18 protein-coding genes are annotated in these 15755 nt (G+C 70.9%); 8 read left to right on the forward strand and 10 right to left on the reverse strand.

Annotated elements, in window-relative coordinates:
- Window positions 1-24: 24 nt before the first annotated feature.
- Window positions 25-993, reverse strand: a complete 969-nt coding sequence (locus PSH03_RS10835) for a Gfo/Idh/MocA family protein (RefSeq protein WP_210782425.1) — start codon at window positions 991-993, stop codon at window positions 25-27.
- 82 nt (window positions 994-1075) lie between these two features.
- On the opposite strand from PSH03_RS10835, the gene PSH03_RS10840 reads away from it, so the two are divergent.
- Window positions 1076-1909, forward strand: coding sequence for an NUDIX hydrolase (locus tag PSH03_RS10840; protein ID WP_210782427.1), 834 nt, complete (start codon window positions 1076-1078; stop codon window positions 1907-1909).
- A 185-nt stretch (window positions 1910-2094) separates the two neighbouring features.
- Here PSH03_RS10840 and pstB read toward each other — a convergent pair whose 3' ends face one another.
- From pstB to PSH03_RS10875, 7 genes are all read right to left on the reverse strand, one after another.
- Entirely contained in the window at window positions 2095-2871 is a 777-nt protein-coding gene (pstB, locus tag PSH03_RS10845; protein WP_112584183.1) for a phosphate ABC transporter ATP-binding protein PstB, read from the reverse strand.
- A 17-nt stretch (window positions 2872-2888) separates the two neighbouring features.
- The gene (pstA, locus tag PSH03_RS10850; protein ID WP_238689034.1) at window positions 2889-3977 is read right to left on the reverse strand and encodes a phosphate ABC transporter permease PstA; all 1089 of its coding nucleotides are present in this window, start codon (window positions 3975-3977) and stop codon (window positions 2889-2891) included.
- Window positions 3974-5065 carry a phosphate ABC transporter permease subunit PstC gene (gene pstC, locus PSH03_RS10855; RefSeq protein ID WP_238689035.1) on the reverse strand — a complete coding sequence of 364 codons (1092 nt, stop codon included), beginning with the start codon at window positions 5063-5065 and terminating at the stop codon, window positions 3974-3976. Before pstC ends, pstA begins: the two co-directional genes overlap by 4 nt.
- Before the next feature lie 35 nt (window positions 5066-5100).
- On the reverse strand, window positions 5101-6207 hold the full coding sequence (gene pstS / locus PSH03_RS10860) for a phosphate ABC transporter substrate-binding protein PstS (protein WP_196919982.1): 1107 nt from the start codon (window positions 6205-6207) through the stop codon (window positions 5101-5103).
- A 291-nt stretch (window positions 6208-6498) separates the two neighbouring features.
- Window positions 6499-7425, reverse strand: a complete 927-nt coding sequence (gene mshD / locus PSH03_RS10865) for a mycothiol synthase (protein WP_210782433.1) — start codon at window positions 7423-7425, stop codon at window positions 6499-6501.
- A gap of 58 nt (window positions 7426-7483) precedes the next feature.
- Complete coding sequence (locus PSH03_RS10870) at window positions 7484-8356, reverse strand: polysaccharide deacetylase family protein (protein WP_238689036.1); 873 nt, start codon at window positions 8354-8356, stop codon at window positions 7484-7486.
- 154 nt (window positions 8357-8510) lie between these two features.
- Window positions 8511-9230: a winged helix-turn-helix transcriptional regulator gene (locus tag PSH03_RS10875; protein WP_181518701.1), complete on the reverse strand. Its 720-nt coding sequence runs from the start codon at window positions 9228-9230 to the stop codon at window positions 8511-8513.
- Between the two features lie 241 nt (window positions 9231-9471).
- Here PSH03_RS10875 and PSH03_RS10880 point away from each other — a divergent pair, with 241 nt between their 5' ends.
- From PSH03_RS10880 to PSH03_RS10895, 5 genes are all read left to right on the forward strand, one after another.
- Window positions 9472-10530, forward strand: coding sequence for a hypothetical protein (locus PSH03_RS10880; RefSeq protein ID WP_238689037.1), 1059 nt, complete (start codon window positions 9472-9474; stop codon window positions 10528-10530).
- Window positions 10531-10634: 104 nt separating this feature from the next.
- On the forward strand, window positions 10635-11423 hold the full coding sequence (locus PSH03_RS10885; RefSeq protein ID WP_210782439.1) for an LmeA family phospholipid-binding protein: 789 nt from the start codon (window positions 10635-10637) through the stop codon (window positions 11421-11423).
- A 105-nt stretch (window positions 11424-11528) separates the two neighbouring features.
- Window positions 11529-11606 (forward strand): Ms5788A family Cys-rich leader peptide, encoded by a 78-nt coding sequence (locus PSH03_RS33010; RefSeq protein WP_310503780.1) that lies wholly within the window; start codon window positions 11529-11531, stop codon window positions 11604-11606.
- A gap of 206 nt (window positions 11607-11812) precedes the next feature.
- Window positions 11813-12661 (forward strand): sulfurtransferase, encoded by an 849-nt coding sequence (locus PSH03_RS10890; RefSeq protein ID WP_238689038.1) that lies wholly within the window; start codon window positions 11813-11815, stop codon window positions 12659-12661.
- A 2-nt stretch (window positions 12662-12663) separates the two neighbouring features.
- Window positions 12664-12984, forward strand: a complete 321-nt coding sequence (locus PSH03_RS10895; protein WP_210782441.1) for a DUF1416 domain-containing protein — start codon at window positions 12664-12666, stop codon at window positions 12982-12984.
- A gap of 71 nt (window positions 12985-13055) precedes the next feature.
- Here PSH03_RS10895 and PSH03_RS10900 read toward each other — a convergent pair whose 3' ends face one another.
- Both PSH03_RS10900 and PSH03_RS10905 read right to left on the reverse strand, forming a co-directional pair.
- Window positions 13056-13484, reverse strand: a complete 429-nt coding sequence (locus tag PSH03_RS10900) for a PH domain-containing protein (RefSeq protein WP_238689040.1) — start codon at window positions 13482-13484, stop codon at window positions 13056-13058.
- 309 nt (window positions 13485-13793) lie between these two features.
- The gene (locus tag PSH03_RS10905; RefSeq protein WP_196919975.1) at window positions 13794-13979 is read right to left on the reverse strand and encodes a hypothetical protein; all 186 of its coding nucleotides are present in this window, start codon (window positions 13977-13979) and stop codon (window positions 13794-13796) included.
- Between the two features lie 368 nt (window positions 13980-14347).
- Here PSH03_RS10905 and PSH03_RS10910 point away from each other — a divergent pair, with 368 nt between their 5' ends.
- The gene (locus PSH03_RS10910) at window positions 14348-14803 is read left to right on the forward strand and encodes a winged helix-turn-helix domain-containing protein (protein WP_238689042.1); all 456 of its coding nucleotides are present in this window, start codon (window positions 14348-14350) and stop codon (window positions 14801-14803) included.
- A gap of 71 nt (window positions 14804-14874) precedes the next feature.
- The gene (locus PSH03_RS10915; RefSeq protein ID WP_372494737.1) at window positions 14875-15738 is read left to right on the forward strand and encodes a hypothetical protein; all 864 of its coding nucleotides are present in this window, start codon (window positions 14875-14877) and stop codon (window positions 15736-15738) included.
- Window positions 15739-15755 lie beyond the last annotated feature (17 nt).

Consider the following 15755-nt stretch of genomic DNA (forward strand, 5'->3'; position numbering starts at 1 on the left):
CGTGGCCGGGGGCTCTTCCGCTGTTCAGACGTAGCGCACGCCGATCTGCTCGCGGACCGTGTCCAGCAGGGTCATCACCTCGAGGGTCGTGGCATGCGGTACCGCCGGGCTCTCGGTCAGGCCGGCGGCCAGGCAGCGCTGCACCTCGATCGCCTCGTACTGGTAGCCGTTGCCGGCCCCGTCGGCGACGATCGTCTCCGGCTCCGCGCCGGCCCGGTGCAGGGTCACCGAACCCGGCCGGAAGAACGGCTCCGGCAGGTCGATCCGCCCCGTGGTGCCCGTTACCGAGGCGGTCTGCCCGCTCAACCCGACCATGCCGCAGCTCAGCGTTGCCAGGGCTCCGGTGTCGTAGCCGAACAGCATGCCCGTGTTCTCGTCCGTCCCCTCCGGGCCGAGCTGCGCCCAGGACCGGACGTGCTGCGGCACCCCGAGCAGCAGGTGGGCCAGGCTGATCGGGTAGATCCCCAGGTCGAGCAGGGCGCCCCCGCCCAGCGCCGCGTTGCGCATCCGGTGCTCCGGCGGGAACGGCCCGGCCACCCCGAAGTCGGCCCGGACGCCGGTCACCGTGCCGATCGCCCCGTCCGCGATCAGCTCGACCACCCGCAGGATCAGCGGGTTCAGCCGCATCCACATGGCCTCCATCAGGAAGACCCCGGCGGCGCGGGCAGTGTCGATCAACTCGGTGCTGGTGGCCAGGTCGAGGGTGAACGGCTTCTCCAACAGCACCGCCCGCCCGGCGGTGAGGCAGGTCATCGCCGCCTCGTAGTGCGCGGAATGCGGGGTCGCCACGTAGATCGCGTCCACCTCCGGGTCGGCGGCCAACTCCACCCAGGAGCCGTAGGCACGCTTCGCGCCGTACGTGTCGGCGAAGCGCCGCGCGCTCTCCGCGGCGCGGGAACCGACCGCTACCAACTCGGCGTCCGGCACCAGCCGGAGGTCTTCGGCGAAACGGCTGGCGATGTGGCCGGTGGCCAGGATGCCCCAACGAGTCATGCCGGAACGCTAGCCGAGCCAGGTGAACCCCCCACTGCCCGGCCGACGACCAGTTCATCCGGCGGGAACTAGGCTCGCGGGCATGACGATCGACAGTGACGGCTTCGCCGCCCCGGCCGCCCTGGTCGAGCACGCCCGCCGGTTTCAGGCAGAGGGTGGCATTCCGGCGACGCCGCGGGTCGCGGCCACCGTCTTGCTGCTGCGTCCGAGCGAGGCCGACTTCGAGGTGTACGTCATCCGCCGGGTCGCCGCGATGACCTTCGGCGGGATGTACGCCTTCCCCGGGGGCGGGGTGGACCGCTCCGACTCGGAGGCGCACCTGGACTGGGCCGGCCCGACGCCGGGCGAGTGGGCGGACCGGCTCGGCGTCGCCCCGGAGGCCGCGCAGGCGGTGGTCTGCGCCGCCGCACGGGAGGTTTTCGAGGAGGCCGGCGTCCTGCTCGCCGGTCCGAACCGGGAGACCGTGGTGGGCGACGTCAGCGGCGACGACTGGGAGGCAGCACGGCAGGACCTGGAGGGGCGCCGGCTGGGCTTCGCGGCGCTGCTCGCCGACCGTCAGCTCACCCTTCGATCGGACCTGCTGCTGCCGTGGAGCCGGTGGATCACTCCCGAGTTCGAGCCGCGCCGCTTCGACACGTACTTTTTCATCGCCCTGTTGCCGGCGGGCCAGCGGACCCGCGACGTCTCCGGCGAGGCCGACCACACCCTGTGGATCCGCCCGGCGGACGCGCTGGCCCGCGCGCAGGCCGGCGAGCTGACCATGCTGCCACCGACAGTCGTCACGCTGGCCCAGGTGGCCGCGGCCGGTGACCTGGCCGGGGTGGCGCGGGCGGCGGCCGGTCGGGACGCCGCCACCCCGGTGACCCCGCGCCTGGACCTACCCCCGGACGGCGAACCCCGCTTCGTCCTGGGCTGACTCCACGCACCGCCCCCGCTCCGCGATCTTGCGCTTTCTGTCGCGACATAAGGGGCATCCCACTCATCTCGACAACCGAAACTGCAAGATCGGCGCGATCTTGCTCGACGGGGCGGTACTGGTGCTGGAGATGGGACCGGCGCCCACGCCGGGAGGCGGGGCGCCGGTGACCGGACGTGGTCGGCTCAGCCGAAGCGGCCGGTGATGTAGTCCTCGGTCTTCTTCACGCTCGGGTTGCTGAAGATCTTCTGGGTGTTGTCGTACTCGATCAGCCGGCCCGGGTCGCCGGTCTTCTCGATCGAGAAGAAGGCGGTCCGGTCCGAGACACGCGCTGCCTGCTGCATGTTGTGCGTCACGATGATGATCGTGAACTTGTCCTTGAGCTGGAACATCAGGTCCTCGATCGCCAGCGTGGAGATCGGGTCCAGGGCGGAGCACGGCTCGTCCATCAGGACGACCTGCGGCTCGACCGCGATGGTCCGGGCGATGCAGAGCCGCTGCTGCTGACCGCCGGAGAGGCCCGCGCCGGGCTTGCCGAGCCGGTCCTTGACCTCGCCCCACAGGTTCGCGGCGCGCAGGGCCTTCTCGGCCGCGTCCTCCAGGATCGACTTCTTGCGGACCCCGTTGAGCTTCAGCCCGGCCACCACGTTCTCGAAGATGCTCATGGTGGGGAACGGGTTCGGCCGCTGGAAGACCATGCCGATGGTGCGGCGGACCGCCGTGACGTCCACGTCCCGGTCGTAGATGTCCTGGTCGTCGATGGTCAGGCTGCCCTCGACCCGGGCCCCCGGCAGCACCTCGTGCATCCGGTTGATCGACCGCAGGAACGTGGACTTGCCGCAGCCGGACGGCCCGATGAGAGCGGTGACCGTCTTCGGCTCGACAGTCAGGTTGATGTTCTCGATTGCCTTGAAGCCGCCGTAGTACGCGGTGACGTTCGAGGCGGAGACGCGCTTGGCCATGGTGGTACCTCCGGGGTTCATCGGCTGAGCCTGTTGCGACGGGCCAGCAGCTTCGCCGCGATCGTCAGGATGAGCACGAGGGCGACCAGGGTGAGTGCCGCGGTCCACGCCCGTGCCGGGGCGTACTTCGACGCGTCGCCGGCCTGCTGGTAGACGAAGAGGGACAGCGACGACTGGCTGTTCTCGAAGGGGTTGGTGTTGATCGCGGCGCCACCGCCGGCGACCAGCAGCACCGGCGCGGTCTCACCGGCCGCGCGGGCGATGGCGAGCATGACGCCGGTGACGATGCCGGGCAGCGCCGTCGGCAGCACCACCCGCAGGATGGTCTTCCACTTGGGTACGCCGAGCGCGTACGCGCCCTCGCGCAGTGGTGCCGGTACGAGGCGGAGCATCTCCTCGGTGGACCGGACGATGGTGGGCAGCATGAGCACGCTCAGCGCGAGCGCGGCGGCGAAGCCGGAGAAGCTGGGCCGACCGTCGTTGAACCACGGCGACACGATCAGCACCCAGAACGCCAGCACGAAGAGGCCGGAGACGATCGACGGGATGCCGGTCATCACGTCCACGAAGAACCGGATCGCGAAGGCGAACTTGCCGCGCCCGTACTCGACGATGTAGATCGCGCAGAGAACGCCGAGCGGGACGGTGATCAGGGTGGCGATGCCGACCTGCTCCAGCGTGCCGACGATCGCGTGGTACGCGCCGCCGTTGGCGTCCCGGGCCCCGATGTTGTTCATCGAGGTCTGGAAGAAGTTGACGTCCAGTCGGTCGGCGCCCTTGCTGACCAGCGTCCAGACCACCGACACGAGCGGCAGCACCGCCAGCACGAAGGCGGAGTGGATCAGTGCGCTCCAGGTGCGGTTGCGCGCCGATCGGCGCCCCTCGACCGCGTTGGCGGCGGCGAAGAGCCAGACCAGGTAGAGGATCGCGCCGAGGACGACCACGAGGACCGGGCCGCCGATGCCGGTGCCGTAGACGATCACGGCGGAGAGCGCCAGGGCCGCCACGGCGATGGCCGGGGCGGCGTACCAGGGCAGCCGCTTGGCCCGCAGCGAGTCGGGCTGGGCCGGCGGCCGGGTGCGGTGGGAGGTGGCGGTTGTGGTCATGCGGCCGACTCCGTGAACTCCCGGCGGCGGTAGATGATCGCCCGCGCCGTGATGTTGACGATCAGCGTGATGGCGAACAGCACCAGGCCGGAGGCGATGAGGGCGCCCCGGCCGGTCTCGTTCGCCTCGCCGAACGCGTTGGCGATGTTGGCGGCGATGGTGTTGCCGCCGTTCTGGATCAGGTTGAACGAGATGCCGAAGGTGATGCCGAGGGTCAGCGCCAGGGCGATGGTCTCGCCGAGCGCCCGGCCGAGGCCGAGCATCATCGCGGCGATGATGCCGGGGCGGCCGTAGGGGAGCACCGCGGTGCGGAGCATCTCCCAGCGGGTGGCGCCCAGGGCGAGGGCGGCCTCCTCGTTCGCGGTGGGCGTCTGGAGGAACACCTCGCGGGAGAGCGAGGTGATGATCGGCAACACCATGATCGCGAGTACCAGGGCGCCGAGCATGACGGACGCCCCGAAGGGGCCGTCGCCGCCGAAGAGCGGGATCCAGCCGAAGTGCTGGTTCAGCCAGACCGAGAAGTCCCGGACGGGGCTGCTGAAGACGTCCCGCCCCCAGAGGCCGAAGACCACGCTCGGCACTGCGGCGAGGAGGTCGATCAGGAAGCCGAGCGCGGTGCCCAACCGGCGCGGCGCGTAGTGCGAGAGGTAGAGGGCGATGCCCAGCGCCACCGGCACCGCCATGAGCAGTGCCAGCGCCGAGCTGAGCACGGTGCCGAAGGCGAGCGCACCGATGCCGAACTTCGGCTCCGTCTCGTTGGGCGACCAGCCCTCGTAGGACCAGAAGTTCTCGGTGTTGGCGCGTAGGGCCGGCACCGCCTTGACGACCAGGAAGATCGCGATGGCGGCGATGATGACCAGAACGGCGGTGCCGGCGGCCAGGGTGAGACCGCGGAAGGCCCGCTCGGCGCCGAACCTACGGCTGCGCGGCAGCGCGCCGCCGCCGCCCAGCCCGGTGCCGCCCGGGGAACGGGTGCTGACTGGTGCCTCGGCCACACGCGCCGAGGCACCGGCGGGCCACTCGTGACTCTGGGTCACGCGCGTCCCGCCGGTGCCGGCGTCGGCCGAGCGGTGGGGGGTGTCACCCATCTGCTCGCTCGATTCGATTGCGGAGTTGGTGTCGGTCAGGAGATGTTCTTGACTGCGGCCTCGACCTTGGTGCGGACGCTCTCCGGCAGCGGGGCGTAGCCCAGCTCGGTCATGGCAGCCTGGCCCTCGGTGCTGGCGGCGTAGCCCAGCAGGCCCTTGACCAGCGGCAGCTTGTCGGCGGCGAGGCCCTTGCTGCAGACGATCTCGTACGTCGCCAGGACGATCGGGTAGGCCCCGGCCTCCTTGGTGTTGTAGTCGATCGACAGCTTGAGGTCGTCGCCCTGGCCCTCGACCTTGGCGCCGGCGATGGTCTTGCCGGCCGCCTCGGCGGTCAGCGCGGCGAACTCACCCGCACCGTTACCGATCTTGGACATCTTCAGGCCGGCGTTCTCGGCGAACGACCACTCCATATAGCCGATGGAGCCGTCGGCACCCTTGACCCGGCTGGCCACGCCGTCCGAGCCCTTGGCGCCGGTGCCGCCCGGGGCCTTCCACGCCTTGGCCTTGCCGAGGGTCCAGTCGGCCTCAGCGGTCTTGGAGAGGAAGTTGGTGAAGTTGTCGGTGGTGCCCGACTCGTCCGAGCGGTGGACGGTCTGGATCGTGGTCGCCGGGAGGGTGGCACCCGGGTTGTCGGCCTTGATCGCCGCGTCGTCCCACTTGGTCACCTTGCCGGCGAAGATCTTCGCCAGGGTGGCCGGCTTGAGCTGGAGGTTGTCCACACCGCTCACGTTGTAGGCGACGGCCACCGGGCCGATCACCATCGGCAGGTGGATGGCCTTGCCACCGACGCACTTGGCGTCGGCCTGCGGCTGCTCCTCCGGCTTGAGCGCGGAGTCGGAGCCGGCGAAGTCGGCCGTCCCGGCGATGAACGCCTGGATGCCGGCGCCCGAGCCGCTGGGCTCGTAGTTGATCGTTACACCCTGGCACTTCTGCTGGTACGCCTTGATCCATTCGGCCATGGCGTTCTTCTGCGCCGACGAGCCCTGGGCGTTCAGCGTGCCGGTAGCGCAGTCGACCGCGGCGGCCGAGCCCGAAGCGCTGGCGCCGGGGGTGGGCTCGTTGTTGTCCGAGCCGCATGCGCTGAGACCGAGCGTCGCAGCAAGGGCGAGGCCGGCAATCGCGCCGTACCGCTGGAGCTTCACCTGAGGGGTTTCCCTTCGCGTCTGACTTGGCGCCCCGATCCCGGGGCCCGAGGACCGGCACTGACCGGCTGACACGAAAGTTAGAAGTGCCAGGTAGCCGGTTCGCCGGTCGCAAGTGAACGCAAGGTGAACACGTACGGCCCCTGAGGTGACCGCTTGCTGAGGGTGAGTTGTCCGTTAAGTGAACCGGGGTACACCTGTCGGAAGTATGGGTATATTTCCGGTTCGGCGTTATCCCGCCGACGCTCGACCGTTACCCACCGGTGATGCGGTCGGGGCGACGGCCGACGGTCAGCCCAGGTGGTAGTTGATGTGCGCGGACCAGCGGGCGAAGCCCAGCCGCTCGTAGAGCGCGACGGCCCCGGTGTTCGAGTCGTCCACGTAGAGCATCACCCGGTCGAGGCCACGCTTGTCCCGCAGGTGTGCCAACCCGGCGGTGGTCAGGGCCCGGCCGAGCCCGCCGCCGTGCGCGGTCGGTTCCACCCCCAGGACGTACACCTCGCCGATTCGGGCCGACCCCGGCCGCTCGTGCACCTTGGTCCAGTGGAAGCCGAGCAGTCGGCCGGTCGCGGTCTCCTCGGCGAGCAGGAAGCCCGCCGGATCGAACCACGACTCGGCGAGGCGGACCCGCAGGTCGTCCGACGTCCACCGGCCCTGTTCGGGATGCTCGGCGAAGGCCCGTGCGTTGAGCGCCAACCAGGCGGTGTCGTCCGCCCCGGGCCGGAACGCGCGTAGCGCCACCCCGTCGGGCAGGCGCGGCTCACCCAGCGGGGCCGCCAACGGCCGGCGCAACTGCCAGAGCACCCGGGCGCGGGCGAAGCCGAGGTCGACGGCGAGCGCGGCGGCCGAGGGGTGGTCGCCGTGCGCCCACGCTCGCAGCGGCCCGGTGGCCGAGGCGAGTACGCCCCGGGCGAGCGCCCGTCCGGTGCCCCGCCGCCGGTACGCGGGGTGCACCACCAGCTCGACCCCGATCCCACCCACCGGGTCGGTGGTGTCCAGGTGCGCGTACCCGGTGAGTGTGCCGTCGTCGGCGCGGGCGACCAGATGAACGGCGGGGGCGTCGGGGTCCCGCAGCCGCAGCAGGACGTGTTCGTCGAGCGGGTCCGCTCCGTCCGTGTCACCGGCGGCGCTGGCGAGGGCGAGTACCTCGGCGATCTCCGCCGGCGCCAGTTGGTCGCTCCGGGTCACCTGGTCGCTGGTCGGCTCCGCGCTGCTCATCCCGCCACCGTATCCGTTGCGTGTCGTGGCGCCCGGAGCGTCGCCGTAAAGGCGGGGCTCACGTCGGGTCGGTGGGGAGTGCCTCCAGCTCGAACCGGGCGGTCAGGTCGGGCAGGATCCGGCGCAGCGCCTCCATCGTGCCCTGCCGGTCCCCGCCGGCGTCGTGCAGCAGCACCACCGAGCCCGGTTCGGCCTGGCTCAGCACCGTCGCGGTGATCTTGCTGGCGCCGGGTAGCTCCCAGTCCGACGGATCCACCGACCAGTGCAGCGGGGTCATGCCGAGCTGCCGCGCCACCGACACCACCGGGTACGTCCAGGCTCCGCCCGGCTGGCGGTACCAGACGATCGGCGCGTTCGGCACCGCCGCCCGGATCGCCGCGTTGGTGCGCAGGAGGTCGGAGCGGATCGCGTCGGCCGACCGGGCGCCCAGGCCCACGTCGTGGTGCCAGGAGTGGTTGCACAGGGTGTGCCCGGCGTCCACGATCGACTGGACCAGGTCGGGGTGGTTCTGCGCGTTCTCGCCGACCACGCAGAACGTGGCGCGCACGTCGTATTCGCGCAGGAGGGCGAGGACCTGCGGCGTGTAGCGCGGGTCCGGCCCGTCGTCGAAGGTCAGCGCGAGCCGGGGGGTGCCGGTGGTGGTGTACGCGCCGAACAGGTTGTCGTCTCCGGCGTCCCGTCCGGACCCGTCCTGGCCGGTCTCGACTGGGCCGGTCTCAGTCGCGCTGCCGCTCGGGGCTCCGCCCGGCTCGCCAACGCTGGGTTGGTCGGCGTAGTGCGGCCCGTCGGCGCTCGTGGTGACACCGGTTGACTGCTGAGGTGTCTGGTCGGGGACGAGGCTGCGGCCCAGCACGTACGCGGAGCCGAGCAGCCCCGCCACCACCAGCGTCACGATCCCCGCGGCGCGCGCGGTGGAGCTGCCCCGCGTCACGACTTCCGCCTGGCTTGCCGGTCACGCCGGCCCGTCGCCCCCGTGTTCAATGCGCGCACCGTCGCCCCTTTCTCCGACAAACCCGGCAGTCAGAATAGAACTGCCAAGCTGCGCAAAAAGGGCATATGGGAAATCGCCCGGAGAGATCTCCGGATCAGACCGGCAGGGGCGCGTGCTCCGCCTCGGGAAGCGACCGCGACGGCGGAACGACGAACTTGTAGCCGACCTGGCGGACGGTGCCGATCATCGACTCGTACTCCGAGCCGAGCTTGGCGCGCAGTCGCCGGACGTGCACGTCCACAGTGCGGGTGCCGCCGAAGTAGTCGTAGCCCCAGACCTCGCGCAGGAGCTGGTCCCGGGTGAACACCCGGCCCGGGTGCTGGGCCAGGAACTTCAGCAGCTCGAACTCCTTGTACGTGAGGTCGAGCGGACGGCCCTTGAGCTTGGCCGCGTAGGTGTCCGGGTCGATGGTCAACTCGCCGGCCCGGATCGAGCCACCCGCGCCAGCGGTGGCGTTGCTGAGCCGGCCCACCGCCAGCCGCAGCCGCGCCTCGACCTCGGCGGGGCCGGCCGAGGCGAGGATGACGTCGTCGACGCCCCAGTCGGCGTTGAGTGCGATCAGGCCGGCCTCGGTCACCACCGCGACCAACGGCACGCCGAGCCCGGTGGCGTGCAACATTCGGCAGGTCGCGCGAGCCTCGCTCAACTCCGATCGGGCATCCACCATCACCGCGTCCGGGCTGGGGCCCGCGACCAGGGTGCGAACATCACGCGGCGCGGTGCGGACCGAGTGCGGCAGCAGGTCGAGCGCCGGCAGCACAGCCGACGGTTCTCCTGCACGCGCGGTCACCAGCAGCAGGATCTCCACGATCACCTCCGTCCCGGCGGCGCGAGGCCGCACGCGACCAGTCGCACTCATCAAGGAGTGCGCTGAGAAATTGCGTGGTCCCGGCGTCGCTGACGGGCGGGTAACGCGTTGAGCCTAACCGATCGCCTCGGCCGCGCCGTCAGGCCATTTCCCGTTTGTCTACCTTGCCCCTGATCGTGGCCCGGATTTTAACGTCGCCGAAACCCGTGACCACCGCGTCGGGCCGTCGGTCTGGCACGATCGGGTCGTGTTTTCCTCCACATCGCCCGAGGCCGGCCGCGAATCGTGGCCCGCTGGGCCCCAACCGGGTCCGGCCGCCGCAGCGACGCGCGGCCAACCGCCCGCGCCGCGTACCGGCCCGGCCACCACCGATGGCGACCGCCGCGAACGGGGTGGGCCGCGCCGTGCCCGCCGCGCCGGCGAGCCGGCCCGCCGATCCGAGGACGAGATCGACGAGCCGGAAGAGGAGGTCGTTCCCCCGGTCGCGGTGCACCGTCAACTGGCGCTGACCATCGCCGGCTTCGCCGCGCTGCTCGGTGTCGGCCTGGTGCTCGGCGCGCAGACGTCGGGCCCCGGTCACCGGTTGCCGTTCGCCTTCATCATCTTCGGCGTCCAACTGCTGTTCGTGCTCGCCTGGACGATGGCCATGCGTCCGCCCGCGCTGTTTGTGGTCGCCGGGATCAGCGCCGCGGTCGCGGCGTTTGTCGACATCGCGGCGGTGCAGACCGACGTCGCCGGCCTGGCGCCGCTGGGCTACCTGGCCGCCGGTGGGTTCCTCGCCGCGGTGCTCGGCCAACTGGTTCGTCGGGTCGACCGGGTCCGGGTCACCGACTCCCTCGGCTCCACGCTGCTCATCGTGGTCGGGGTGGTGGCCTTCGGCACCCTGATCGTGCTCAGCCGGATCCCGGCCGGCACCCAGGCGATCACCGTCTGCCTGACCGCGAGCGGTGTCGCGCTCACCGTCGCTCGGCTCACCGACGCCGTACTGCCCTGGCCCCGGCTCGCACCGCAGGTGCCCCGGGGCGCCGCCGGCGTGGTGGCCGGCGCGATGGTCGGCACACTGACCAGCGCCCTCCTCGGCAGCTATTTGGTGGCTCCCTTCACGCCGACCCGGGCCGCCGTGATCGGCCTGGTCGCGGCGGTCACCGCCGTCCTCTCCGACCTCGCCGTGGGGTACGCGGAGGCGGGCCGGTTGATGGCCGGCGAACCGCCGACGATGTGGGTGGCCCGGCACATGCAGGGCCCGCTCGGCGGCTTCGCCCTGGCCGCGCCCGCCGCGTACGCCATGTGCATGCTCTTCCTCTGAGGCACGGTTGAGCGCTGAGCCGGTCGGGTACCTACGGGTGCGCCGCCCTGCGGCGTCGGAACGAACGACCCGTCGCGGCGCGACGGGCGGAGACAGGAGGCGGCGTGGCGCAGGACTATCCGGTGGACCAGGCGCGACCCCGACGGCGTGGCCGCAAGCTGCTCATCGGGCTGTTCGTGCTGCTCCTGCTGCTGGCGGGGTTGCTGGTGGTCGCCGACCGGGTCGCGGTCGGTGTCGCCGAGCGGATGATCGGCGACCGCGTACGCCAGGAGATCGCCAAGCAGGGCGCGCAGTCCGCGGCACCCGAGGTGGAGGTGGGCGGAACTCCGTTCCTCACCCAGGTGCTGGATGGCCGCTACCAGCGGATCACCATCAACCTGCGCGACGTGCAGGCCTCGGTCGAGGGTGACGCCGTCCGGCTGCCGGTGCTCGACGTGACCGCCCGCAACGTTCGGGCCTCGTTGGACACCCTGCGCACCGGCCAGGGTGACGTAGTGGCGGACACCGTCAACGGTGCCGGCACGATCAGCTACGAGAGCCTGGCCGCGCTGCTGAACCGCCCGGGCCTCACCCTCGGCGAGCAGAACGGCAAGCTCACCGTCAAGGCCCCGGCCGACATCCTCGGTCAGAAGCTCACCATCAGCGGCACCGCCGACGTCACCGTCGCCGACAACGGTGCGGTCGCCCTGCGGTTCAACGACCTGGACGCCGCGGGTCTGCCGAACCTGCCGCTGGCTCGGGCCTTCCTGAGCAACTACGCCAAGAGCATTTCCATCGACGTACCCCTGCCGGAGTTGCCGTTCCAGCTTGCGGTCCGGGAGGTCCGTCCACTGCCGGAAGGGCTGGCGGTCACCGCCGACGCCAAGAACGTGCCGATCAACTCCGCCGGCTGACGCCGGAGGCGCGGCGGGACGCCGAAATCCTCGGCGATCCCGGCGATTCCCGGATGGTGGTCGGCGCAGTGGCAGCACGGTCACTGGCTGGTAAGCTCCCTGGCCATGGGGACCCACCTCACCAAACGGCGCGCGGTCGACCTGTGCCGCGTGGCCACCTGCCTGTGTCGCCCCGTCATCTGACGGCGGGGCTGTCTCCGGCCGCCTGACGGCGGCCACCGGCACAGGGTTCTCGCACCCTCCGGTTATCCCACCGAACGCCCGGCAGCGGCGCCGTCGCACGAACCCGTGATCCCGTCCTTCCGCTGGGTCCCGCGCGTGGTGCGACAGTTACACCGGTCGATTCGCGCGCGTTGGCTCACCATCCATCCTCACCAGGGAGTGATTCGATGAGTCGCGACACCGCACTCGTTTCGGCCGAGTGGGCCGAGAAGAACCTCGACGCCCCGGGCGTCGTCTTCGTCGAGGTCGACGAGGACACCTCGGCCTACGAGACCGGCCACATCGCCGGCGCCATCAAGATCGACTGGAGGACCGACCTCCAGGACCAGGTCCGCCGGGACTTCGTCAACAGGACGCAGTTCGAGGCGCTGCTCTCCGAGCGGGGCATCAGCAACGACGACACCGTCATCCTGTACGGCGGCAACAACAACTGGTTCGCCGCGTACGCCTACTGGTACTTCAAGCTTTACGGCCACCGCGACGTGAAGCTGCTCGACGGCGGCCGCAAGAAGTGGGAGCTGGACGCCCGCCCGCTCGTCACCGACGCGGTGTCCCGCCCGGCGACGCAGTACGTCGCGCAGGAGCCAGACACCTCCATCCGGGCCTTCCGCGACGAGGTCGTCGCCGCGATCGGCACCAAGAACCTGGTCGACGTGCGCAGCCCCGACGAGTTCGCCGGTCGCCTGCTCGCCCCCGCCCACCTGCCGCAGGAGCAGGCGCAGCGGGCCGGCCACATCCCCACCGCGATCAGCGTTCCGTGGTCCAAGGCGGCCAACGAGGACGGCACCTTCCGGTCCGACGACGAGCTGCGCAAGATCTACGGCGACGCGGGGCTCGACGACGGCAAGGAGACCATCGCGTACTGCCGGATCGGTGAGCGCTCGTCGCACACCTGGTTCGTGCTCCAGGAGCTGCTGGGTCACCGCAACGTCAAGAACTACGACGGCTCCTGGACCGAGTACGGCTCGCTGGTCGGTGTGCCGGTCGCGCTCGGCGACGAACCCGGGGAGGCCTGATCATGACTCTTCCCACCGCCGCGGGTTGCGCCGCACCGGACCAGGCCGCGCCGCTGCCGGCCAGCCTGGATCTGGAGAAGGAAACTGTCATCACCGGCATCGTCCGCTCCGCCGAGGCCGACCCGGTGCCGGGCGCGTACGTCCGGCTGCTCGACTCGACCGGTGAGTTCACCGCCGAGGTGGTCACCTCGGCCGCCGGGCAGTTCCGGTTCTTCGCCGCGCCGGGTTCCTGGACGCTGCGGGCGTTGTCCCGGCACGGCAACGGCGACACCGCTGTCACTGCCGGCCGAGGCGTCAACGAGGTTGCCGTCACCGTCGCCTGACCCACCGCTCTGATCGACCGGGGCCGGTCACCCTCCCGGGGGTGGCTGGCCCCGGTCGTTTCTTCGCAGCGTTAGTAAGCTCGCATCCTGCTCTGGTTGTCGGCAGGGGCCGAGTCGGGCGGAACCACCTTGTAGTGCAGCTCCTCCAGCGCCTGAGCGGCGATGCCCGGAGCGTCGCGTACAGCAGCCAGTAACTGGAGCTTGCGCCACTCCTCCCGACCTTCGTCGACTGCCATCCGCCATCCGTCGACCGTGTCGACGGAGAACTCTTCCACCACGGCCTGCAGGACATCCTCGACACAGGGCCGAAAACGGTGCCCGCCCAGCGGGAAGTGGAACTTGGCAAGCCGCGGTACCTCGTGTCTGCGCTTACGGGCTCTCGGGCGTCCGCTTGGCCCGTCCTGCATGACAAAGGCGAATTCGTCGCGGTGACCATGCACGTGAAGGTGGGCGCAGGGCACGCCGGGCTGGAACTCCCGGACGTACTCGTAGCGGAACAAAGGCGCCTTTTCACCCTTGGGCGTGACATGAGCCAGGAGGCATCCGTGGCAAGGTGCCTGCCGGTTGAATCCATGCAGCAGTTGAACTTGATTAGCAGGTCAAGGCGGTGCTTGTTGTCGATGTACAGCGGAAACGTGCCGAAATCGTCTCCCTCGACGATGCCCACCATGACGCGACCGCCGTTCCTGCCAGGCATCAGCAGCGCGGACAGGTGCTTCTCTGTCCTCACCACTCGTTGCACTCGGCTGGTTATGTCGTCGGCGAAAGCGCTGGCTCGGGCGATCAGGTCCGAAGAGACGGGAGTCCCGTCAGTCGTCATCGCCGAGCAGGTAGTCAATGGAGCGGACCATCTCGTAGACGCTGCGCTCGTCGGCGCGGAGTTCGAAGTTGCGCCCCAGGTCATACAGCGTCTCTTTGTTCATGTGGACACGCTCCAGGAGCCGCGCTCGCCACTCTCGCAGCTCCTGCTGGGTCTTGACGATGGCGGTGCCCATTGCTGGTCCTCTCGCCGTCGACGACGTCGCTGTTGGCGTCACCCTAGTGCCTCCCTCCGACGACGCGGACCGCATTGCGGATCCTCGCGTCACTAGTCCACTACCCACTGTCAATCGATGGCACCCGCTCTTCGGTTGCGCTGGTGTCGGTTCCACGACAGTCGGCGCGAGTGATGCGGCGACGCGAGGCGCGAGCGGATGGCCTTGTGGGTACCGGAAGAAAGTTGGGTGTTGCCGACGGCGCGGACGGTCCAATCAAATCCATCGGTGTGCGTCACTATCTAAGAGTGGAGATCACGGTTGGTGCGGACAGCGACGTGTCCGGTCAAAGGGTTCCGATCATCGTCTGCGTCAGCGCGGATGCCTTGATGATTGAGCGGGTGCGGCGACAGCTCGACGGGGTTGGTCAGGTGGTGAGCTGCGAAGACCTGGTCCAGTTACGGGCACTGCTGTTCTCGTCGCCGAGTGCCCCGACGCCGGCCGTCAGGCCGGTCTCCCCAGGGGTGGAACCGCGGGGGCTGGTGAAGTGGGGTGAGCTGGTCGTCGACCGGGCCGGACACCGGGTCACCTGGCGCGGCGAGGCGCTCCCGCTGACCCCCACCGAACGGGAGTTGCTCACCCTGCTCATCGGCCCACCGCTGGTGGTGTGGAGCTACGAACGGCTCTGCGCCTCCGCGTTGGGTGGCGCGGACACCGCAGCGCTGCAATCCACCATCAGACGGCTGCGTCGCAGGCTGCGGGGCCTGCCGGGCGGGCCGCAGGTGCACACCGTGCGAGGGATCGGCTATCGGCTCGACCCGCCGCCCCGGCTGCACGACCACTGACCCGCTGTCGCTCCGCCGGGCCGACCGCCTCCGCTGCCGGCCCGGCGGCGGGCGCGTGACACCATGGCCGGGTGAGCGGTGCTGTGCAGACGGGTTGGGCCTCTTCGGCCGGCCCTGCCGCGCCGACACCGGCCCGGTCGCGGCGGCGTTTGCTGCTGGCTGTGACGGTGGCCTGGGCGGTGCTGCTGGCCGGGCTCACCTGGATATCGGTGCGGAACGACCCGCCGACCGTGCGCGAACAGCGTTCCCTCGATCAGGCCGGCCCGGTGGTCGACCGGGCGGTCGGTGAGCTGGCTCGCGCGGCCGGTGCGGCCGGTCTGCTGGAACTGAGCCCCGCGCGGGTCGCGTCCGGCTGCCGGGTCACCCCGTTCGCCGACGGGGCGAGGCTGCGACGCGAGGTCGGGGTGCTCGCTGCCACCGGTGACGAGCGGGCCGTGCTGACCGGCATCGCCGAGCGGCTGCCGGCGAGCTGGCGGGCCGGGGTCGGGCCCGGGGTGGACGGCCCCGAGCTGCGCGCCGACGCCGGAGAGTTCGTGGCCGTCGAGAGCAGGCCGACCGTCGACGGCCGGGTGCGGCTGGTCGTCGACACCGGTTGCCGACCGGTCGGCGCCGGTTACACGCCGTCCCCGGCCACCGCTGCCGGCCCGGAGACCACCGCGCTGGCCGCCGCACTGACGGCCCTCGACCGACCGGGTGACGCCGCGGCGGAGCAGGTCACCGCGCCCTGCCCGGGCGGCGGGCTCGCCCGTACCGCGTGGTCCGCGAGCGGTTCCGGCCCGGCGGCCTCGACGGCCGCACTCGCCCCGCTGGCCGGTAACGCCCCACTGCTGGACCAACCCCCGGTGTACGCGTACCGCAGCGGTGCCGTCACGGTGCTGGCCGAGATCGGCCCGGACGCCACCCGACTGGCCGCCACCGTCGGCTGCCCGAGCTGAGCGGGGCAGCCCGCTCG

The organism is Micromonospora salmantinae (assembly GCF_022230905.1).
Classification (GTDB): domain Bacteria; phylum Actinomycetota; class Actinomycetes; order Mycobacteriales; family Micromonosporaceae; genus Micromonospora; species Micromonospora salmantinae.